This is a genomic window from Collinsella sp. LCP19S3_B6 (genome assembly GCF_052121815.1).
Taxonomy (GTDB): domain Bacteria; phylum Actinomycetota; class Coriobacteriia; order Coriobacteriales; family Coriobacteriaceae; genus Collinsella.
The window spans coordinates 18,274-36,966 of the sequence record NZ_JBQKDN010000001.1 but is presented as its reverse complement, the minus strand read 5'-3'; the positions used below and the strand labels follow the sequence as shown (position 1 = coordinate 36,966).

Annotated in this window: 19 protein-coding genes; 11 read left to right on the top strand and 8 right to left on the bottom strand. The window is 56.4% G+C overall.

The window, feature by feature from the left end:
- Nucleotides 1-3 precede the first annotated feature (3 nt).
- The 5 genes from ACTQWD_RS00165 to ACTQWD_RS00145 all read right to left on the bottom strand — a co-directional run bounded on the left by ACTQWD_RS00165 (nucleotide 4) and on the right by ACTQWD_RS00145 (nucleotide 6,086).
- Nucleotides 4-567, bottom strand: a complete 564-nt coding sequence (locus ACTQWD_RS00165) for a DciA family protein (RefSeq protein WP_441558993.1) — start codon at nucleotides 565-567, stop codon at nucleotides 4-6.
- Nucleotides 554-1,660, bottom strand: coding sequence for a DNA replication/repair protein RecF (recF, locus tag ACTQWD_RS00160; protein ID WP_441558992.1), 1,107 nt, complete (start codon nucleotides 1,658-1,660; stop codon nucleotides 554-556). The genes ACTQWD_RS00165 and recF overlap by 14 nt, the downstream gene beginning before the upstream one ends.
- A gap of 9 nt (nucleotides 1,661-1,669) precedes the next feature.
- The gene (gene dnaN / locus ACTQWD_RS00155; protein WP_427748154.1) at nucleotides 1,670-2,773 is read right to left on the bottom strand and encodes a DNA polymerase III subunit beta; all 1,104 of its coding nucleotides are present in this window, start codon (nucleotides 2,771-2,773) and stop codon (nucleotides 1,670-1,672) included.
- 238 nt (nucleotides 2,774-3,011) lie between these two features.
- Entirely contained in the window at nucleotides 3,012-4,715 is a 1,704-nt protein-coding gene (locus ACTQWD_RS00150; RefSeq protein WP_441558991.1) for a DnaA ATPase domain-containing protein, read from the bottom strand.
- 15 nt (nucleotides 4,716-4,730) lie between these two features.
- Nucleotides 4,731-6,086: an ATP-binding protein gene (locus ACTQWD_RS00145; protein ID WP_441558990.1), complete on the bottom strand. Its 1,356-nt coding sequence runs from the start codon at nucleotides 6,084-6,086 to the stop codon at nucleotides 4,731-4,733.
- Between the two features lie 366 nt (nucleotides 6,087-6,452).
- Between ACTQWD_RS00145 and rpmH the strand changes: the two genes are divergently transcribed.
- The 9 genes from rpmH (at nucleotide 6,453) to ACTQWD_RS00100 (ending at nucleotide 11,487) form a co-directional block, all read left to right on the top strand.
- Nucleotides 6,453-6,587: a 50S ribosomal protein L34 gene (rpmH, locus tag ACTQWD_RS00140; protein WP_019127408.1), complete on the top strand. Its 135-nt coding sequence runs from the start codon at nucleotides 6,453-6,455 to the stop codon at nucleotides 6,585-6,587.
- Between the two features lie 20 nt (nucleotides 6,588-6,607).
- A complete protein-coding gene (rnpA, locus tag ACTQWD_RS00135) occupies nucleotides 6,608-6,946 on the top strand; it encodes a ribonuclease P protein component (protein ID WP_154516785.1) in 339 nt (112 codons plus the stop codon).
- Nucleotides 6,943-7,167, top strand: coding sequence for a membrane protein insertion efficiency factor YidD (yidD, locus tag ACTQWD_RS00130; RefSeq protein WP_154516787.1), 225 nt, complete (start codon nucleotides 6,943-6,945; stop codon nucleotides 7,165-7,167). Before rnpA ends, yidD begins: the two co-directional genes overlap by 4 nt.
- 29 nt (nucleotides 7,168-7,196) lie before the next feature.
- Nucleotides 7,197-7,967, top strand: a complete 771-nt coding sequence (locus ACTQWD_RS00125) for a YidC/Oxa1 family membrane protein insertase (protein WP_441042215.1) — start codon at nucleotides 7,197-7,199, stop codon at nucleotides 7,965-7,967.
- A 44-nt stretch (nucleotides 7,968-8,011) separates the two neighbouring features.
- Nucleotides 8,012-8,581, top strand: coding sequence for a Jag family protein (locus ACTQWD_RS00120; RefSeq protein WP_154516793.1), 570 nt, complete (start codon nucleotides 8,012-8,014; stop codon nucleotides 8,579-8,581).
- 96 nt (nucleotides 8,582-8,677) lie between these two features.
- Nucleotides 8,678-9,415 carry a 16S rRNA (guanine(527)-N(7))-methyltransferase RsmG gene (gene rsmG, locus ACTQWD_RS00115; protein WP_441558989.1) on the top strand — a complete coding sequence of 246 codons (738 nt, stop codon included), beginning with the start codon at nucleotides 8,678-8,680 and terminating at the stop codon, nucleotides 9,413-9,415.
- Between the two features lie 129 nt (nucleotides 9,416-9,544).
- Nucleotides 9,545-10,345 carry a ParA family protein gene (locus tag ACTQWD_RS00110; RefSeq protein WP_427729019.1) on the top strand — a complete coding sequence of 267 codons (801 nt, stop codon included), beginning with the start codon at nucleotides 9,545-9,547 and terminating at the stop codon, nucleotides 10,343-10,345.
- A 19-nt stretch (nucleotides 10,346-10,364) separates the two neighbouring features.
- The gene (locus ACTQWD_RS00105) at nucleotides 10,365-11,243 is read left to right on the top strand and encodes a ParB/RepB/Spo0J family partition protein (RefSeq protein ID WP_441558988.1); all 879 of its coding nucleotides are present in this window, start codon (nucleotides 10,365-10,367) and stop codon (nucleotides 11,241-11,243) included.
- Nucleotides 11,233-11,487, top strand: coding sequence for a hypothetical protein (locus tag ACTQWD_RS00100; protein ID WP_441558987.1), 255 nt, complete (start codon nucleotides 11,233-11,235; stop codon nucleotides 11,485-11,487). Before ACTQWD_RS00105 ends, ACTQWD_RS00100 begins: the two co-directional genes overlap by 11 nt.
- Before the next feature lie 192 nt (nucleotides 11,488-11,679).
- Here the strand turns inward: ACTQWD_RS00100 and rlmN are convergent, their stop codons facing one another.
- The gene (gene rlmN / locus ACTQWD_RS00095; protein WP_441558986.1) at nucleotides 11,680-12,732 is read right to left on the bottom strand and encodes a 23S rRNA (adenine(2503)-C(2))-methyltransferase RlmN; all 1,053 of its coding nucleotides are present in this window, start codon (nucleotides 12,730-12,732) and stop codon (nucleotides 11,680-11,682) included.
- Nucleotides 12,733-12,817: 85 nt separating this feature from the next.
- Here rlmN and ACTQWD_RS00090 point away from each other — a divergent pair, with 85 nt between their 5' ends.
- Together ACTQWD_RS00090 and ACTQWD_RS00085 are read left to right on the top strand one after the other, a co-directional pair.
- Nucleotides 12,818-13,783 carry a D-alanine--D-alanine ligase family protein gene (locus ACTQWD_RS00090; protein ID WP_441048781.1) on the top strand — a complete coding sequence of 322 codons (966 nt, stop codon included), beginning with the start codon at nucleotides 12,818-12,820 and terminating at the stop codon, nucleotides 13,781-13,783.
- A complete protein-coding gene (locus tag ACTQWD_RS00085) occupies nucleotides 13,777-16,671 on the top strand; it encodes a helicase C-terminal domain-containing protein (protein ID WP_441558985.1) in 2,895 nt (964 codons plus the stop codon). Before ACTQWD_RS00090 ends, ACTQWD_RS00085 begins: the two co-directional genes overlap by 7 nt.
- On the opposite strand, the gene ACTQWD_RS00080 is transcribed toward ACTQWD_RS00085, so the two are convergent.
- Both ACTQWD_RS00080 and ACTQWD_RS00075 read right to left on the bottom strand, forming a co-directional pair.
- Nucleotides 16,668-17,585, bottom strand: a complete 918-nt coding sequence (locus ACTQWD_RS00080) for a helix-turn-helix transcriptional regulator (protein ID WP_441558984.1) — start codon at nucleotides 17,583-17,585, stop codon at nucleotides 16,668-16,670. The genes ACTQWD_RS00085 and ACTQWD_RS00080 overlap by 4 nt on opposite strands.
- Nucleotides 17,572-18,594, bottom strand: a complete 1,023-nt coding sequence (locus ACTQWD_RS00075; protein WP_441558983.1) for a helix-turn-helix transcriptional regulator — start codon at nucleotides 18,592-18,594, stop codon at nucleotides 17,572-17,574. The genes ACTQWD_RS00080 and ACTQWD_RS00075 overlap by 14 nt, the downstream gene beginning before the upstream one ends.
- Between the last annotated feature and the right edge of the window lie 99 nt (nucleotides 18,595-18,693).

The window sequence follows — 18,693 nt, the reverse complement described above, 5'->3', positions numbered from 1 at the left end:
GATTTAAGACTCTTTTTTGCTTTGCACGCCCTTGGCCCACTCGGCACTGGCCCTCATGGCGTTCTGGAGGGCCTCACGCAGTTTTTGGTCTTCGATGGGCGACACCTGGCGCTCGATCTCGGCGCGCTCGGCTTCATTCAGGTCGGCATGCGGCGCGGGCGGGCGCTCGGGCGCGACCGGGCGCAGGCGCTCTTTTGCCGCGGGCGGCGTGTGGCCGGGGCGGGTCGTCTTAAATACCAGGCCATCCACATGCGCGCCGGCACGCTCCATGCGTGCGCGGATTATCTCGCGCAAAAGTGTCATCTCCTGTGTCCACGAGGGCGAATCGAGATACACCAGCAGCTCGTTGGACTCGGGAAGATAACGCAGCCCCGTCACGTGCCGGCCCTCGCGCGTGCCCGAGCACACCGCGTTCCAAGCACGGTAGACCGTACGCGATTCCTCGGCGGCCTCCATTTGCGCACGACGTTCGGGCGCAGCCGACGCCAAGATGCGCTGGCGCTCGGCACCCAAAAAGTCACTGAAGGCAGCCGTGCCGTTCTCACGCTCGTAATTAGCATGCCTCACCCATGCTCACCACCTTGGCTCGATCAAGCAACTCATCGGTAAAGTATCCCAAATTGGTGGTGGTTATGACTGTCTGGATGTCGTCGCCGATCAGCTGCAAAAAAGCGGCGCGGCGATCGCCGTCGAGCTCGCTCATCACGTCATCCAAAAGCAGCAGCGGGGCGGTACCCAGAATATCGCGGGCTACGGCCACCTCGGCCACCTTCCAAGCCAGAACCAACGTACGTTGCTGACCCTGACTGGCAAACGAGCGAGCCGAGCGGCCGGCGACCGAAAACTCAATCTCGTCGCGGTGCGGACCCACGAGTGTCACGCCGCGGCGGATTTCCTCGTCGGCGCGCTCGTCGAGCGCCGCGAGCATGTGCTCGTATGCCCAGCCCCTCAGCTCCTCGCGGTCATCGGTCTGGGGCAGCTCTCCCAACGTGGACGCATAGGCCACATCGGCCTCCTCCCCGGACGCAACCAGCCCGTAGGCATTGCGCACGTGGGCGGACAAGCGATCGAGCAGGGCCAAGCGGTGCACCAGCAGGGCCGATCCAGCGCGGGCAATCGACTCATTCCACGCACCGAGCATCTCGCGACAGCACCATGTCTCTTTGAGCAGGGCGTTGCGCTGCGTCACGCAGCGGCCATAGGCGCTTGCCAGATCGGCATAGCGGGCGCTCAGCTGCACGCCAAAGTCGTCGAGCGCGGCGCGACGCACGCTGGCACCACGCTTAACCATATCCAGATGATCGGGGCAGAACAAAACACTCGGCAGCACGCCGCGCACGCCAGAGGCGGCACATCGCTTGCCGTTGCGGCTAAACGAACGCTTACCGTCCTCCACGCATAGGCCCATGTCCAGCACGCGGCCATCGCCCTCGAGCCTAAGCTCGGCCTTGCACAAACCCGTGCCGTCGTGCACAAGCTCGACGGCAGTGGAATGCCTAAACGAGGCGCCGCTCGTTAGCAGCTGCAGCGCCTCTATGAGGTTGGTCTTTCCCGCCGCGTTGGGCCCCGCGAGCACCGTCACGCCATCGCTCAGTTCCAGGCGATAGCTATCGAAGCTGCGGTAGCGCGCGACGGAAAGATCGCGGGCGAACATGGCCATAGGGCGCCGCTAGATGCGCACCGGCATGACCAGGTACAGATAGTTGATCTTGTCGTAGGACTTAAAGATGCCGGCCTGCGAGTAGCTCTTGAGCTCCAGCGTGATCTCCTTCTCCTTGGACAGGGCGTTGAGACAGCCAAAGATGTAGTGGTAGTTAAAGGCAATGGTACCCGACTCGCCCTCGGCCTCGACATCGATCGTCTCCTGCGCCAGATCCTGGTCATTGGAGATGGAGGACAGGCCCATCTGGCCGTTCTCGACATCGATTTCAAACTTGACGGCGGGGTTGGCGCTCGCGATGACCGCCACGCGCTTGAGGGCGGCATTAAAAGCCGCCACGTCGATCTTGACGCTCGTTACGCACGAATCGGGGATGAGCTGCTTGTAGTTGGGATACACACCCTCTATGCGGCGCGACACGTAGGTGGTGTTGCCGGCTTCAAAGACAACCTGGGTGTCGGTGGCACCGATCATAATGGTCGCCTGGCTCGCCATGATGCTCAGGGCGTCGTTGAAGGCATCGGCCGGCACGTTGAGCTCAAAGGAGCCCTCGAGCGTCGAGGTCTCCACCTGCGTATCGCACACGGCCAGACGGAAGGAGTCGGTCGCCACCAGGCGCACGGTGTTGTTTTCGACTCTCATATGCACACCGCCCAGGATGGGGCGGGCCTTGTCGGTCGAGGTGACGCGCCACACGCGGCTGACCATCTCGGACAGAATGTCGGTCGGGAGCTCAACGGCGCTCTCGATGGCATAGGCCGGGAACTCGGGGAAATCGTTGGCATCGAGCGTATTCAGGCGGAAGGAACTCTTCTCGCAACCGATCAGCACCTGGCGCTCCGAAAGCTCAAAGGTAACTGGGGCATCGGGAAGGGTCTTGGTGATGTTGGAGAGCATCTTGCAGGGGATTACCATCTCACCTTCCTCTTCCACATGTGCCGCGATGCGGTGACGAATCGAGATAGTGTAGTTAGAGGTCTGGAATTCCAAGATGCCGTCTTGTGCCTTGATGAGCACGCCCGACAGAATAGGGAGGGTGGATGCCGAAGCGACACCCTTCATGACGACGCCGATTGCTTGCGTAAGCGAGCTCTGGCTGACGGTAAACTTCATCTTTTAATACCTTTCTATAGATATAAATATCTTAATAGTAGTAATAGTACTGACGAAACTGTTGATTACTCCCAAACATGCAGGTCAAACCCAAAAAGAGAATCGACAGTTCCCTGTGTGCAACAGGGGTCGTTTTCCACGTTCAAAACCTGCGCAAAACTTTTCATCGGAGCGGGCTGGGTTTTAGACACCTTATGCCCGCGGTTTCGACAAGTTTTCAACAGGTGTGCCTATTTCCCTACGAGCGCAGTGTAATTTTGTCTCGTAGCGATTTGAGGTCCTCGGTCACGGTCCGGTCTTCCTGGATCATCTTCTGGACTTTTTTGTAGCTCGTGCTGACGGTCGAGTGGTTGCGGTTGCCAAACTCCGCACCCACGGCGGTGGTTGTCATCTCGCACATCTCGATCGCTAGGTAGATGGCGATATGGCGCGCCTTGGCGATATTGGCATTGCGGCGCGGACCAATGAGCTCCTCATGCGTCACGCCGTACTGCTCCTCGATAACAGACTGAACTGTCTGCACGCTGATCTTTTTGGCCGACGTGTCGAAGTACTGGCTGGCGATGGCATCGATGTCGTCGAAGCTCAGCTCGCTACCCTCGCGCTCGCGGTCGCCCGCCTCCCCGGCGCAGCGCTCGCAGAAACTCTCGAGCTCACGGATGTTGGTGCCTGATACCTCCGCCATATGTTTAAAGTGCTCGTCGGTCAGATGTCCGCTGTCGCCACCGTAGGCCGCCAGCAGCGAGTCGTCGCCCGCCTCGGGCGCCGCCGCGATCGTGTTCTCGTAATAGCGCTGCAGAATCTTGTACTTCATCTCGTAGCTGGGCTCTGCTACCAAGCAGAGCATGCCAGCGTTAAAGCGGCTGGTCAGACGCTCGTCCATGTTCAGGTCCTTGGGCGCACGGTCTGCGGCAATCACGACCTTCTTGTTGTTGCGGATAAACTCGTCCATGAGCTGGAAAAAGTAGTCTACGCTCGCGCGCTTGCCGATGATGTTTTGGATGTCATCGATGATGAGCACGTCCACGCCGTGGTATGCCTGCATGATGGGGGCGTTACTCTTCTTTTGGCGGTCGAATTCTGTCATCAGATCATCGATGTATGCCTGTGAGTTGGCGTATTTCACTTTGATCTCGGGCGACTTCTCGGCGAGCTCGTTTTTGATAGCGAGCAGCAGGTGGGTCTTGCCTAATCCCGATTTGCCATAGATGAACAGGGATGTGCAAGTACCGCGTTCGTCTGCGAGTGCGGCGAATTTAAGCGCCGAACGATAGGCGTGGCTGTTTTCGGGGCCGTAGACAAAGTTTTCGAAGGTGAATTTTGAGTTGGCCACGAGGGGCGCGCCATCGGCGTTCTGCTCGCCCGGCGCCGCAGCCGCAGGCACGCTCACAGGCGATGTCGAGACTGGTTTTGCGCTCTTGGCGGGTGTCACGCCCTTCATCTGATTCATCATGCGGCGGAAATCGTCGGCCGACAGCGTGTTTTTGATCGCGACGCCCGGTTCTTCGCCCGGCGCCGCGTCGTGCGCGACGGGCATGTGTGAAACGCTGGGGGCGGTTGCTACCGGCGCGGCTGTTGCGTGGGGTATGGTTTCACGGGAAACATCGCCCGCATTGGTCTCCGGAGGCGCCACGGGGGCGACGGTCGTCAAAGGGGGAGTGACGGGTGCCGCCCCCGTGGCGCCTGTCGTGGGACCCTGCGGGGCCACGATGTTGAGCGCGATCGGCGCAAAGGCAATCTCTTCTAGGTAGTGCTCGATAGTCGGCTGGTGCTTTTTGAGCTGCGCAATGGCAAAGCGCGACGGTGCCTCGATGGTCAAGGTGTCCTCGGTCAGGCTCACGGCACGCGATTGCCCCAACATGTTGATGAGGCGTGCATCTTGGCCGTCGCGCTGGCAAAAGGCGATGGCATCCTCCAGGATGATGCTTGCTTCCTCGTCCACTGTCTCTCCCGTTCCTTAACTTTGGGCACGCATGCGAGCGCTGCCGAGTTCGGTCAGATGGTATTTCTGACCGTGTTTGATTACCAAGCCGGCCTGCGCCAAGTCATTGAGTGTGCGTGACCACGTGGGCGCGGAGTTTCCAAATGCTCGCGCCAGGTCGGTGGCGCCGCACTCTTGGTTTTGAGCCAGATATCCCAGCGCCGCGTTGCCGCGCTCGCTCACAAATACGTCCGGTTGCGGCTGTGCGTATTGATTCGCCGCATTAGGATACATCATTTGAGCTGCTGGTTGTTGAGAACTCTGCATGGTTGGCATCGGCTGTTGAAAACTTTGCGGCCACTGTTGGTATGGCTGCGGCGGCATCTGCTGGGCCCAGGGATTGTACGGCTGCGGCATCTGCTGATACGGCTGCTGATAGCCCTGGGGATACTGCTGCATATATTGCTGGGAGTATCCCTGCTGCGGCATATATTGTCCCGGATATGCCTGCGGGTACGGTTGGAAGCCCATCTGCCGAGCTCCTTGCATGCCCGTCACCTGCTGCATCGCGGCTGCATCCAAATCGGCCGGGACCATGGACTCTGCCGAGCCTTGAGTTGTCGTCTGTCCCGCGGGCTGGGGGTCCTGCATGGGCGGCATGCCGGGTTGATGCATCTGCTGCGAAGCCATGGGCTGTTGTAGTGGGGACGCTGCCATGGTTTGCTGCGGAGTCATCATTGCTTGCCGTGGAAATGCTCCCGGCAGTGGGTATTCCGACCCCTGGGCCTCGGGGCGCACGGCTGCCCCGCGCCCTCCCGCGCGCTCAATTTCCTGCACGCGCTTGGGGTCGAGGCTCACCGTGACGACGGTGCCGTTGCCCATGTTATCTTCGATGGAGACTGCCCCGCCGGCGTTTTCCAGGTATTCCTGCACCATGGGAAAACCTGCCCCGGTGCCGCGTATATACCGCTTCATCTTGCTGTTTGCGCTGGTGACGCCAAAGTCGAAGGCGCGCTCTTTGTCGTCGATGCCCGGACCTTGGTCGGCAAAGCGGATAGTTTCCCCGCCATCCAGGATCGAGATAATGGGCTCGGCAAAGTGGGCGTGGATAAAGTTTTCGACAATCTCGCGGATAACCATGAGTGAGATGTGTCCGCCTTGCTCTTTCATGCACTGGTAGACGGTGTTAGTCGTCTCTTCCAGATACGTGCGGATGTCTTGCGGCTCGATGACGATCACGCGCGGGGTCGAAAGCATGTCGTCATAGACGGCGATGCGCGCCGCATACATGGTTTTCGGTGTCTGTTTCGATGTCTGCCCGCCCTCTTCGCGCTCTTCGCGTACGCCGTTGATGTGCTCGTTGTCGGGTGCCGGGTCACCGGAATCGACCATGGTGTAAAAGTCGTCAGACATGCCGCTCGCAATCTTTCAAAAGGTTTCGGATAAATAGTAGCTCACCGCGCAATGTTTCTCATCTTTCGACAAGTTTTCAAAACATGTTGAAAACTTTGGAAAATTGGCGAAAAGTTCTCAACATTGCCAACATGACCTGTCGAAAACTCGGTGAAATATCGTGAAAAGTTGGAGTTATACTCAAAAACTCATCCGGCTTATGGCGGAACCGTGTGAACTGCGCAACCTTTTACCTTTGATTTCTTGACATTTGAACATTGATTTCCCTACAATCTTCAAGCTCACGTGTCTATATCTGCGTCCGCGCCCTCGCGGACACTCGAAATGCAGCAGGAGGAACTTAAGATGAAGCGTACGTATCAGCCTAATAAGCGTAAGCGTGCCAAGACCCATGGCTTCCGTGCCCGTATGGCCACCAAGGGTGGTCGTGCCGTGCTCGCCCGTCGCCGCGCCAAGGGCCGCAAGCGTCTCACTGTCTAGCAGCGATACACACATCTCGCATGAAGACTATTAAGTCTCGGCAAGATTTCGAGCATGTGTTCAGTCAGGGGCGTCGTTTCAATCATCCTCTGATTCGAATGACCATATGTGAATCGGTTGGCGAAGGCGACTCTGGAAGGGTCGCCTTCGTTGGTGCTAAACGACTCGGTTGTGCAGTTGTGCGCAACCGTTCTAAGCGTGTGATGCGCGAGGCCGCCCGCAGCTGCGGATTTCCCGTTGCGGGTTATGACATCATCTTGTTCGCGACCCCCAAGACGAGGATCTCGTCGCCGGAGGAAATGAACGAGGCATTGCGTTCGCTTGTGATACGCGCCGGCGTTGCCGGGGAGGAGCGATGAGCAATCACGTTTTGCGACGTGTTGCCATCGCTCCTATTCGCATATATCAACAGGTTATTTCGCCCTTATTGCCTGACGCCTGCATTTATTATCCAACGTGTTCTCATTACGCCGTCCAGGCTATCGAGAAATACGGTGTTTGTAGAGGCTGCTGGCTTGCCGTGAGGCGCATCGCTCGCTGCAATCCCCTGCACGTCGGCGGTTATGACCCTGTGCCCTAGCGGGCACTCGCTATCGGAGGAAAAATTACATGTGGGATTGGATCGTTAACATCCTTTTCGAGCTGCTCAAGCTCATCCAGACCTTTGCGGTCGACTGGGGCCTGTCCATCATTATCCTGGTGGTCATCGTCCGTCTGCTGCTGACGCCGCTCATGCTCAAGTCGACCAAGTCGACGGCCCGTATGCAGGTGCTGCAGCCCAAGATGCTCGAGATCCAGGAGCGCTACGCCGACGATCCCCAGCGTCAGGCCGAGGAGATGCAGAAGTTCTACAGCGAGAACAAGTTCAATCCGCTGTCCGGCTGCCTGCCGCTTCTGATTCAGATGCCTATCCTCATCGCCCTGTTTACACTTCTGCGCAACCTGCCGCAGTACTTTAACGAGGGCACCTTCTCGTTCTTCAACATTCTGCCCGATCTGACTACCACGCCGAGTGCCTCTTTTGCCGATGGCTTTATGGTCGCACTGCCTGCGCTGATTTGCCTGATTCTGTTTGCTGTCCTGACCCTGATTCCGCAGCTGTACATGTCGCGCAATCAGACCGGTCAGCAGGCCCAGAGCATGCGCATGATGGCCGTCGTCATGACCGTCATGATGCTCTGGATGGGTTGGAGCCTGCCCGTTGGTGTTCTTTTGTACTACGACGTGTCTTCTGCCTGGCAGGTTATCCAGCAGATCTTTGTGACGCAGAAGGTTATCGAGAAGGCTAAGGCCGAAGAGGAGGAGCGTCTTAAGAACGCCCCGCTGCAGGTTGAGGTCACGCGTCGCGAGAAGAAGCCGCGCCCGCACAAGAAGAAGTAGCGGTATAGTAATCTTATTTAGGTACCTAACTTTTGGAGTACGTTATGTCTGAAGAGATCGTCGAGGATATGCTTGAGGAGGTTGCCCCGCAGGCCGCGGGCGATTATCTCGAGATTGCACAGCGCTACAAGGCTGGTGAAGAGCTTACGGATGAAGAGCTCGACACCATTGCCGATGTTGCGATTTCTATTCTTCGTTCCATCCTTTCGCATTTCGACGCCGCCAACTCTCCAATCGATGAGTATGAGGGCGACGAGGGCGAACTGATTCTTGATGTAACGGCTCCCGACCTTGCCGTCCTAATCGGTCGTCATGGTCGCACCCTTGATGCCCTTCAGGTTATGTTCTCGCTGTTGGTGAGCCGCAAGCTTGGCTTTAGGTACCCGGTTGTCGTCGACGTCGAGGGATATAAGAGCCGCCGCCAGGACAAGGTTGCCTCTATGGCTCAGTCTGCTGCCGAGCGGGCAGTTCGCACTCACAAAAGCGTTTCGCTTCCTCCCATGAATGCCTATGAGCGCCGTCTGGTTCATATTGCTCTTCGCGGCAACGATGCCGTTGACACGCATTCTGAGGGTTCTGACCCCGATCGTCATGTTGTGATTGTTGCTCGATAACCTAAACGAGCTTATCTTAAGGGGGCGTGGTTTCCACGTCCCCTTTTTTTGTCAAAAGTTCTTGATACACTGATTTTTGTCAGATAGGAGTTTGTCTTGTTTGTACTAACCGATGAGCAGGCAAGCCAGATGCTTAGTCGTCTAATTTCGTATTGCGAAGACTATTCTTTGAAGGTCTCCAATGATGCCCTACGCTCCTGTATTGAGCATCTTGATCTTGTTTTGGAGGCTAATAAGACCACCAATCTTACGCGCATCCTAAATATCGAAGATGCGGCTGTTCTTCATATTCTTGATTCGCTTGTGTTGCTTCCCTATATAGACATAGCTCCAGAAGGCGCTTTGTTAGACATGGGTACTGGTGCTGGGTTTCCTGGTATCCCTTTGACAATTGCTTGCGGACGTAAGGCTACCTATATCGATTCGGTTGGCAAGAAGGTTGATGCTGTTAACTCATTTGTTGAGGCTCTCGGTATCAAGCGTGCTCACGCGGTTCATGATCGTCTTGAAGAATATGCCCGAAGCCATAAGAAACAGTTTGCTGTTGTCACTGCTCGTGCACTTGCACCGTTACCAGTTCTCGTCGAGTATGCTTCACCATTTCTAATAGATAGTGGTCTCTTTGTTATTACTAAGGGAAACCCGTCAGACGTCGAACTTCAGTCTGGTCTAACTGCCGCTAGCATATGCGGGTTCACCACACTTTTGACAGATGATTTAGATTTGCCAAATGGCTTGGGTCATCGCGAGTTTATCATTCTAAAAAAATCTCGTCCGGCAGCTATTTCGCTTCCACGTGCTAATGGCATGGCGAAGAAGAATCCGCTTGCCTAGATGTTTCACGTGAAACATAATGGATAGTAATTACTTGTTATGTTTCACGTGAAACATAACAGATGATGAATCGGAATGTTTCACGTGAAACATCCTCAGTTTAACAGCTTAAAAACACCAGGAGGGACCGTGGGATTTCGCGACGTTAAGCGTTCAAAGAGCGCAAAAGACACGCGTATCATTGCAATCATCAATCAAAAGGGTGGTGTGGGTAAGTCCACCACAGCAGTAAACCTTGCAGCAGCACTGGGTGAACAGGGTCGAAAGACGCTGATTGTCGATTTTGATCCACAGGGTAATAGCACGAGCGGCTTTGGAATCGAAAAAGAAGAACTTGATAACTGCATCTATGATGCATTGCTGAATGATGTTCCGGCAGAATCGCTTGTTCTGGATACAAATTGCAGTAAGGTATTTGTAATTCCGGCTACTATTCAGCTTGCAGGTGCCGAAATTGAGCTTGTAAGCGCGATTGCACGAGAAACGCGTTTGAAGGACCTGCTTGAGCCTGTTAAGGACGAGTTTGACTTTATATTTATCGACTGTCCGCCTTCACTTGGCTTGTTGACCATTAATGCGTTGACGGCGGCGGACAGTGTTTTGATTCCGATTCAGTGCGAGTATTACGCACTCGAAGGTGTCACGAAGCTGCTTGAGTCGATGAAGATGGTCAAAACGCGCCTAAATAAGAGTCTTGATACCTATGGCGTGCTTATGACGATGTATGATTCGCGAACATCGCTCTCAAATCAGGTTGTCGAAGAAGTGCAGTCGTACTTTGGCGATAAGGCATTTAAGACCTTGATTCCGCGTACGGTTAAAATATCAGAAGCACCGTCGTTCGGTGAGCCGGTAATTACATATGCGCCGCAAAATAAGGGTGCAAAGGCGTATATGAACCTTGCCAAAGAGGTGATCAAGCGTGCCTAGTCCTAGGAAGCGTGGCGGTTTGGGTCGCGGACTCAATGCATTGGTATCCGAAGCAGAATATGAGACCGGTGGCTCTGCGACGTCCGCATCCAATACTGCTTCGGAAACTAAACTTCCAATTGAAGATATCGTTCCGAATCCCAACCAACCCAGAATTCATTTTAATGAGACCGAGCTTCGAGAGTTGAGTGAGTCGATTCAGGAGCATGGTGTTCTTCAGCCACTTCTTGTACGCAAGCACGGTAATGGCTATGAGATTATCGCGGGTGAGCGCCGTTATCAGGCTTCTAAGCTCGCTGGACTTGAGGAACTTCCTGTCATCATAAAAGATGTTGATGATGAACAGATGCTTGCGCTTGCATTGATTGAAAATTTGCAACGCTCTGATCTCAACCCCGTCGAAGAGGCTAAGGGGTATCGACAGCTCATCGATGCGAGTGGTATGACTCAAGAGGCCTTGTCGAAGGCTGTTAGCAAGTCTCGCTCTGCAATCACCAATTCGCTGCGCCTACTTGATCTTCCAGAGGTTGTTCAGCAGATGATCTTTGAAGGTAAGCTGACTGCTGGCCATGCTCGTGCAATTCTTGCAGTTCCATATGAAGATGCACGCATTAAGTTAGCTGAGAAGGTTGTTGCGGAAGGATTGTCCGTCCGCGCGACAGAAAATCTTGCTCCGTTGTTTTCTGCCGGAGAGACACCAAAAACGCCTCGAACCCCAACGCCTCAGTCTTTTAAGAAGGCGGCACGCGTTCTGCGTCAGGTGTTTAACACGAACGTTCGCGTAAAGAGCTCGCGCGGTAAGAACAAGATCGAGATTGAATTTAAGGATGAAGAGGAACTCTCTCGCATTCTGGGCGAAATCATTCAGTTTGATCAAGGAGGTCAGGATGAGGAATAAAGTTCTGACTGCTGTCGCTTTGGCTGCTACTGTTGCAGTTGGCGCTTTTGCCGGTTATAAGATTGCGACAGATGATGAATTGCGTGGTCGTTTACTTCGCGGAGCGCAGGATATCGTTGATACCTCAAAAAAGAAAATGGATGTTATGACCGAGGACGTTGCCATGCGTTCGGCTCAGATGACAAAGAATCCCAAGATCAACCAAGATTGGGTTAATCATCAATGGGAAAATGTAGGCTTTTAGGTACCTAACAATGACTCATCTATTCTGAAGGGTTCCTTGTCTGATCACCAGTACAGGGATCCCTAATATCGTCCTAAATAATGCTGGACAATCGTATGATGCAGATAATCGATAAATATGAAACAGCCCCGGTTGCAATTAAGCAACCGGGGCTTTCTGATGTTTCACATGAAACGTTTGGGCTGGTCGCCCCTACGCATTCTTCTGAACTTTGAAACGCTGCTTGAGTTGGCCACAAGCCGCATCGATATCGTTACCACGGGAGTTGCGGATCGTGGTCTCGATACCACGGGACTCAAGACGGCGTTGAAGGTCTTCTACCTTATGGATCGGTGACGGCTTGAGCGGGCTGCCCTCAATATCGTTGAGCTGAATCAGGTTGACGTGGCACAGCGTGCCCTCGCAGAAGTCGCAGAGCGCCTGCATTTCGGGGTTGGTGTCGTTGACGCCCTCGATCATGGCATATTCGTACGTCGGACGGCGGCCGGTCTTCTCGGTGTAGAGCTGCAGTGCCTCGTGAAGGCGCAGGAGTGTGTATTTCTTGACACCGGGCATGAGCTTATTGCGTGTGGACTGGATGGCGGAGTGCAGCGAGACAGCTAGGGTGAACTGCTCGGGAATGTCGGCAAACTTACGGATGCCAGGAATAACACCGCTGGTAGACACGGTGAGATGGCGCGCTCCAATGCCGATACCGTCGGGGTCATTAAGGATGCGCAGCGCCTTAAGAACCTCATCGTAGTTGGCAAAAGGCTCGCCCTGGCCCATGAACACTACGCTTGTCGCGCGCTCGCCAAAGTCATTGGAAACGTGAAGTACCTGGTCGACGATTTCCTGGGCGGTCAGCGAGCGCCTGAGGCCGTTGAGACCGGTAGCGCAAAAAGCACAGCCCATTCCGCAGCCGGCTTGGGTGGATACGCAGACAGAAAGCTTGTTACGACGGGGCATGCCGACGGTCTCGACAGAAATGCCATCGTGGTACTCGAGTAGGTATTTACGAGAGCCGTCTTTGGACACCTGCTTGGTGAGCTCGGTCGGCGTGTCGAAGGCAAATGCCTCCTTTAACTGCTCGCGGAAAGCCTTGGGAAGGTTGGTCATATCGTCAAACGAACAAACGTTCTTCTCAAAAACCCATTCAATGAGCTGCTTCGCGCGGAAAGCGGGCTGGCCGAGTTCGGACACGAGCTCGCGAATATCGTTTTGGCTCAAGTCGCGAATGTCCTGAGATTTAGTCCTGGGATTCATGGAAGCCTTTCGATTTTGGGGAAACGTAGGGGGTATCGCTACAATATGGTATCAGCTGCAGAAATCATAGAGGAGGAGTCTGCCCATGCCGGGTAAAAGCCTAGAGAACATGCACGTAGCGGTCTTGGCGGGCGGCCATTCCGCCGAGCGCGAGATTTCGCTCAATTCAGGAAAGAACGTCGTGGTGGCCCTAAAGGAGGCTGGCTACACTTCGGTGGAGCTGCTCGATACGGCTGCCGATGATTTTATGGTGACTATGGCAACTGGCGATTTTGACGTGGCGTTTATCGCCATGCACGGCGCCGGCGGCGAGGATGGCGCCATGCAGGGAGCCATGGAGACGCTGGGTATCCCCTATACGGCGTCGGGTGTGCTCGCCAGCGCGTGTGGCGCCGATAAAGAGGTTTCAAAGCTTCTGTATGCCAAGGCAGGCATCCCCATTGCCCCCGGTTTAGCGCTTGAGGCGGGCGACGAGGTCGATATCGATCGCATCGTTGAGATTTGCGGCGAGCGTTGCTTTGTAAAGCCCGCCGTCAACGGCTCCAGCTACGGCATCTCCCTGGTACACGAGCCCTCTGAGCTGCCTGCCGCCATCGCCAAGGCCTTTGAGTACGGCGATAAGGTGCTGGTCGAAAAGTGCATCGAGGGAACCGAGATTACCGTAGGCGTCTACGGCGAGGATGACGTGCGCGCCCTGCCGATCGTCGAGATTCGCAAGCCTGAGGACTGTGAGTTCTACGACCTGGATGTGAAGTACGTCGATCCCACGGATATCCACCGTATTCCGGCGCAGATTTCGCCCGAAAACTATGCTCGTGCCCAGGAACTAGCCTGTGCGGCCCACAAAGCCCTCGGCTGTCTGGGCATTTCGCGCAGCGATTTTATCGTGAGCGAGGACGGCCCCGTCATCCTCGAGACCAATACGATTCCCGGTATGACCGATACGTCGCTGTATCCGGACGAGATTCGTCATACCAAAGACATGACCTTCCCGCAGGTCTGTGACAATCTGATTCGCATGGGTCTCCGTCGAGCGGGCATTGCATGCTAATCGAGGATGCTGTATCTCCTGGAACGCCGCAGTTTGTCATTGATTCCTATGCAACGCTTGCCGAGCGTGCCCGCACACAATCGTTTGGCCTTATCGAGGAGGATGTTATCGTCCTCGATACCGAGACCACGGGTCTTTCGGTCCAGGACAACGAGCTTATCGAGATTTCCGCGGCCCGTCTTTCGGGCCGCGAGGTCGTTGACCGCTTTGACACGTTTGTGCATCCCAAGCAGCTGATCCCTGCCGAAATCACTGAGCTCACAAGCATCACAAACGCCGATGTGGCCGATGCCCCCTCGGCTGTAGAGGCCGTGGCTGCGCTCGCCGATTTTGTGGGCGGGTGCCCGGTTATCGCGCACAATGCCACGTTTGACCGATCGTTCATCGAATCGGTCAAGGGCGGTGTCAACGTCAGCGACATCTGGATCGATTCGCTGGCGTTGTCCCGTATCGCGCTGCCGCGCCTGGCATCGCACAAGTTGTCCTTTATGGCCGATCTGTTTGGCTGCGACTCCGTGTCGCACCGTGCAAATGCCGATGTCGATGCCCTGTGTGGGGTGTGGCGCGTGCTGCTGGTTGCCCTTACGGACTTGCCGCAGGGCCTTATGGCGCGTCTGGCGGATATGCACGCGGATGTTCCTTGGTCCTATCGTCCCATTTTCTCGTTTTTGGCAGGTCAAAACCCCGGCTCGATTTTCTCGCTTGCCGCCGCCCGCGCCGACGTGCTCAAGGCCGATCGCGCCGATGATCGCGTGGATGCCGACGAGCTGCCGGTTCTTAACATGCCGAGCCGCGAAGAGATCGAGGCGGATTATGCCCCCGGTGGTCTAGTCAATCGCATGTATCCCACTTATGAGCCGCGCGACGAGCAGATTGCCATGGCGCTCGAGGTACGCGACGCGTTGGTTACGGATACGCATCGCGTGATAGAGGCCGGTACGGGCGTCGGTAAATCGATGGCGTATCTCGTGCCCTTTGCCGAGGCCGCCCGCCGAAACAACATTACCGTTGGCATTGCGACCAAATCGAATAATCTTGCCGATCAGCTTATGTACCACGAGCTGCCAAAACTCGCCGAACAGCTGGACGGAGGCTTGTCATTCTGTGCGCTCAAGGGATATGACCACTATCCGTGCCTGCGCAAACTCGAGCGCATGAGCCGAAGTCAGGCCGAGATTACCACCAAGCGCGATCCTGCCGACACGCTCACAGCGGTTGCGGTGATCATGGCGTATGTGTGCCAATCTGCCGATGGTGACCTCGATTCGCTCGGCATTCGCTGGCGCAGCGTCAACCGTCCCGACTTTACGACGGCCTCACGCGAATGCGCTCGCCGCCTGTGTCCGTTCTTCCCCGATAAATGCCTCGTCCACGGTGCCCGTCGTCGCGCGGCGCATGCCGATATCGTGGTCACAAATCATTCCCTGCTGTTTCGCAACGTTGCGGCCGAAGGGAGAATTTTGCCTCCCATCCGCCACTGGGTAATCGACGAGGCCCATTCCATCGAGCGCGAGGCGCGCCGCCAGTGGGCGCGCGTGGTCTCGGCAGACGAATCTCGCGTGCTATTTGAGCGCCTTGGCGGGTCGAGCTCCGGTGCATTGAGCCAGGTATCTCGTGATTTGGCGACATCCGAAGGCTCCACGCTTTATCTGGGGCTCACCGCGAAGGCGACGTCTACGGTCGCACGCGCGAGCATGGCACTCGCCGAGGTGTTTGACGGCGTGCGTGAGCTCGGCCGTCGCGCCCGCGGTGGCTACGACAGCGCAAATCTGTGGATTGGCCCCGAGTTGCGCGAGTCGGATGACTGGCATGACTTCTTGCAGTCTGCCAGCGCTGCTATCGATGCCCTGGAGCAGGCGGATAAAAATGTTGCCGCGCTGGTGCAGGCTGTCGCTGCCGATAAACCCGAGGTCGTCGTCGACCTGGGCGATATTTCGCGCCGTCTGCACGAGCTGGCCGAGAACCTCAAGCTCATCATTGACGGCACCGACGAGCATTATGTGTACTCGCTGCAGGTCAACCGCCGCCTACGTGCGGGCGGAGAATCCATGACCGCCGAGCGCATCGACATCGGCGAGGCCCTGGCGAACGAGTGGCTGCCCGAGGTGCATACGGCCATCTTTGCCTCGGCAACCATGACGGTGTCCAAGAGCTTTGAGCACTTTAACCATGCCGTAGGCCTCGATCGCATTGCCGCTTCGGCATCCTCGTCACTACATCTGGATTCGAGCTATGACTTCGATTCGAACATGGCCGTAGTCGTGGCGGGGGACATTCCCGACCCTCGCGACCGCGAGGGCTATCTGTCCGCGCTCGAGCGCGTACTGGTCGATGCCCATCTTGCCATGGGCGGGTCGGTGCTCACGCTGTTCACCAATCGCCGCGATATGGAAGACCTGTACGCTCGGGTTGAGCCCAAGCTGGCTCGTGCCGGCCTGGAACTCAATTGCCAGCAGCGCAATTCGTCTCCCCGTCGCTTGCGCGATCGCTTTATCAACGAGTCGACCTCGTCGCTCTTTGCTCTCAAGGCATTTTGGGAGGGCTTCGATGCCAGCGGCGAGACGCTGAGATGCGTCATTATCCCCAAGCTGCCATTCTCGAGCCCCACCGATCCTCTCTCGTGCGAGCGCAATCTGCGCGAGGACCGCGCCTGGGTACGCTACTCGCTGCCCGAGGCGGTTCTCGAGGTCAAGCAGGCGGCCGGTCGCCTGATTCGTTCATCGACCGATTGCGGCGTGTTGATTTTGGCCGACCCGCGTCTGGTGACGAAGGGTTACGGCAAGAAATTTCTGACATCGCTGCCTACGAGCTCGTATCAGCGCATCGAAACGGCGCAGATCGGCCACTATCTTCAGTTATGGCGCCAAGCGCACGAACGCCATCGCTAAGAACGGAAGGCCATTGCCTCGGCGGCATCACATAGGCGCTTTGAAAGGGAGGGGTCGTCTGCGATGCGGATGGCTCCGCCCGCTGCGATAATCTGGCTAAACAGCCAGTTTTCGGAGCTATAGGAAACAGTCACGCTTGCCGTACCCTCCCCATCGGCTTTAATTGACCTGATACCTGCCCACCTCACGCGTTCTGCCATATCGAGCGGCATCAGGAGCTTAACGCTCTGGCTTGCCTGTGCAAGGGAATCGTGCAGGGACGTGGTTTCGGTCGTGTGACGCACGACGGAGTCTTCCGTCAGCAGAAGATCCTCGATCTTGTCCATACGGTAGGAGCGCTGCCCGTCTGCCTCGACATCCCAGGCAATCAGGTACGTTTGGTCGCCATTGGTCGTGATCTTTAGGGGGTCGATCAATCGCCTGCGTGGATGCTGGTCGTCCAGGGAGCGGTAGGTGACGAGGCATCGCACACCATCCTGAATTGCACAGCAGAGTTGCTGCCAATAAGATCCGCGGGCGACGGTATCGTCAACGCGTTGGTTGTATCCGAGTTCCGCCGGAAGGAGTGCGCGCCGGATGCGCGCCGCCGCGCACTCTTCGATTCCGAGCGACTCCAATTCATGGTTGAGTACGGCGCCCTCGGCGGCACTCAGGCGAAGCGGCAGCACACGGCCCGCATCGCCGATGAGAACCACACGTTCATCGCGGCATTCGCAAATGATGCGCGCGCCCGATTCGCGGTCTGCGAGCGTCGAGATGATGCCGATGATCTCGTCGAGCGAAGCTCCGGAGATATCGAAGCGACTGCAGATTTCGTCTCGCGTCATGCCCGCCTCGCCGGCGGCATAGAGTGCCTCCATAATGTCGATGGAGCGCGAGAGCCTTTGTTCGCTGGTGAGCTTACGCACGGCCATGAGCGCTCACTGTCCTTTCGATGAGGCGGTTCCACGCCTGCTTGAGTTCGTTGGGCGCTACGGGCCTCATACCGTCAACACTGTGTTCCATGCAAAATGACGCCGCCGCATTCAGGTCGCGAACGTCAACGGTCCAGGTCCAGCCGTCTTTGGCGTGCTCGAGCCTTCCTCGCCCACGTGTGAGGCCGTGGACCATGTCGGATTGAGCCTGCGGAGCAAACGAGAAAGTTGCCGTGACGGGCTGGCAATCGGAGAAATCGAATTCAAAGAAGAGGTAATCGTTGAGATTGAAGTCTGCGGGAATGGCGTAGGCCCGCGATGGACGCCACGCACGAACGATGCGATCGCAGCGAAAGGTTCTGATTTTTCCGGTGGCGTCATCTAGGCCGCAAAAGTAGGCTGTTCCTTCGCGCTCGAACATGCCGTAGACGCAAACAGTGCGTTGTCGTTGCTCACCCCGTCCGTTTTGATACAAAAAACGCAGCGCGCATCGGTCGGCAAACGCACTCCATACCGCATCGACCGTCGGCGAGTGAAGAACGGGGGGCTCGGCCGTATTCGTCTCGCCGGTAAGATAGGCAATTTTGGAGCGTATGTCGGCGAGCGGGGTCGCAAAGGCCGAAGAGCCCGTGGTGAGGGTCTGATCGATAGCGTTTAGCAGAATGTCGGCATCGTCTGCGGTGATCAAGCCGCCCGCGGCAAACGTATGCTCACGGTCGATTGTCCAGGCGCTCTCCTCGGTCTCCTGGGCACCCGCGGCGCGAACTTCCTTGATCACAATGCCCTGCTCGAGTAGCTTGTCGCGGTCGCGGCGAAATTTTCGCTTATCCGAGTCGACGTTGCCCGATCCGTAGCCTAGGTCAGAATCCAGCACGATCTGCTCGGTAGTTAAGGGCTCGGGGGAACTGTTGAGGACAAAGAAAAGGTTGAGGATACGCTGGGCGGTTTTGTCGAAACCGGGTTCTGGCGCATTTGTTTTGTTTGTCGCGGTCATATCGCTTACCGTCATAGAATCCTCGCATGGGAAGGTTATTTGATGCCATGATTTTAATCCGATATGGAGATTAGGCTATATCCTTGTCCGCTCAGTGCGTTAAGATGCCCAGAT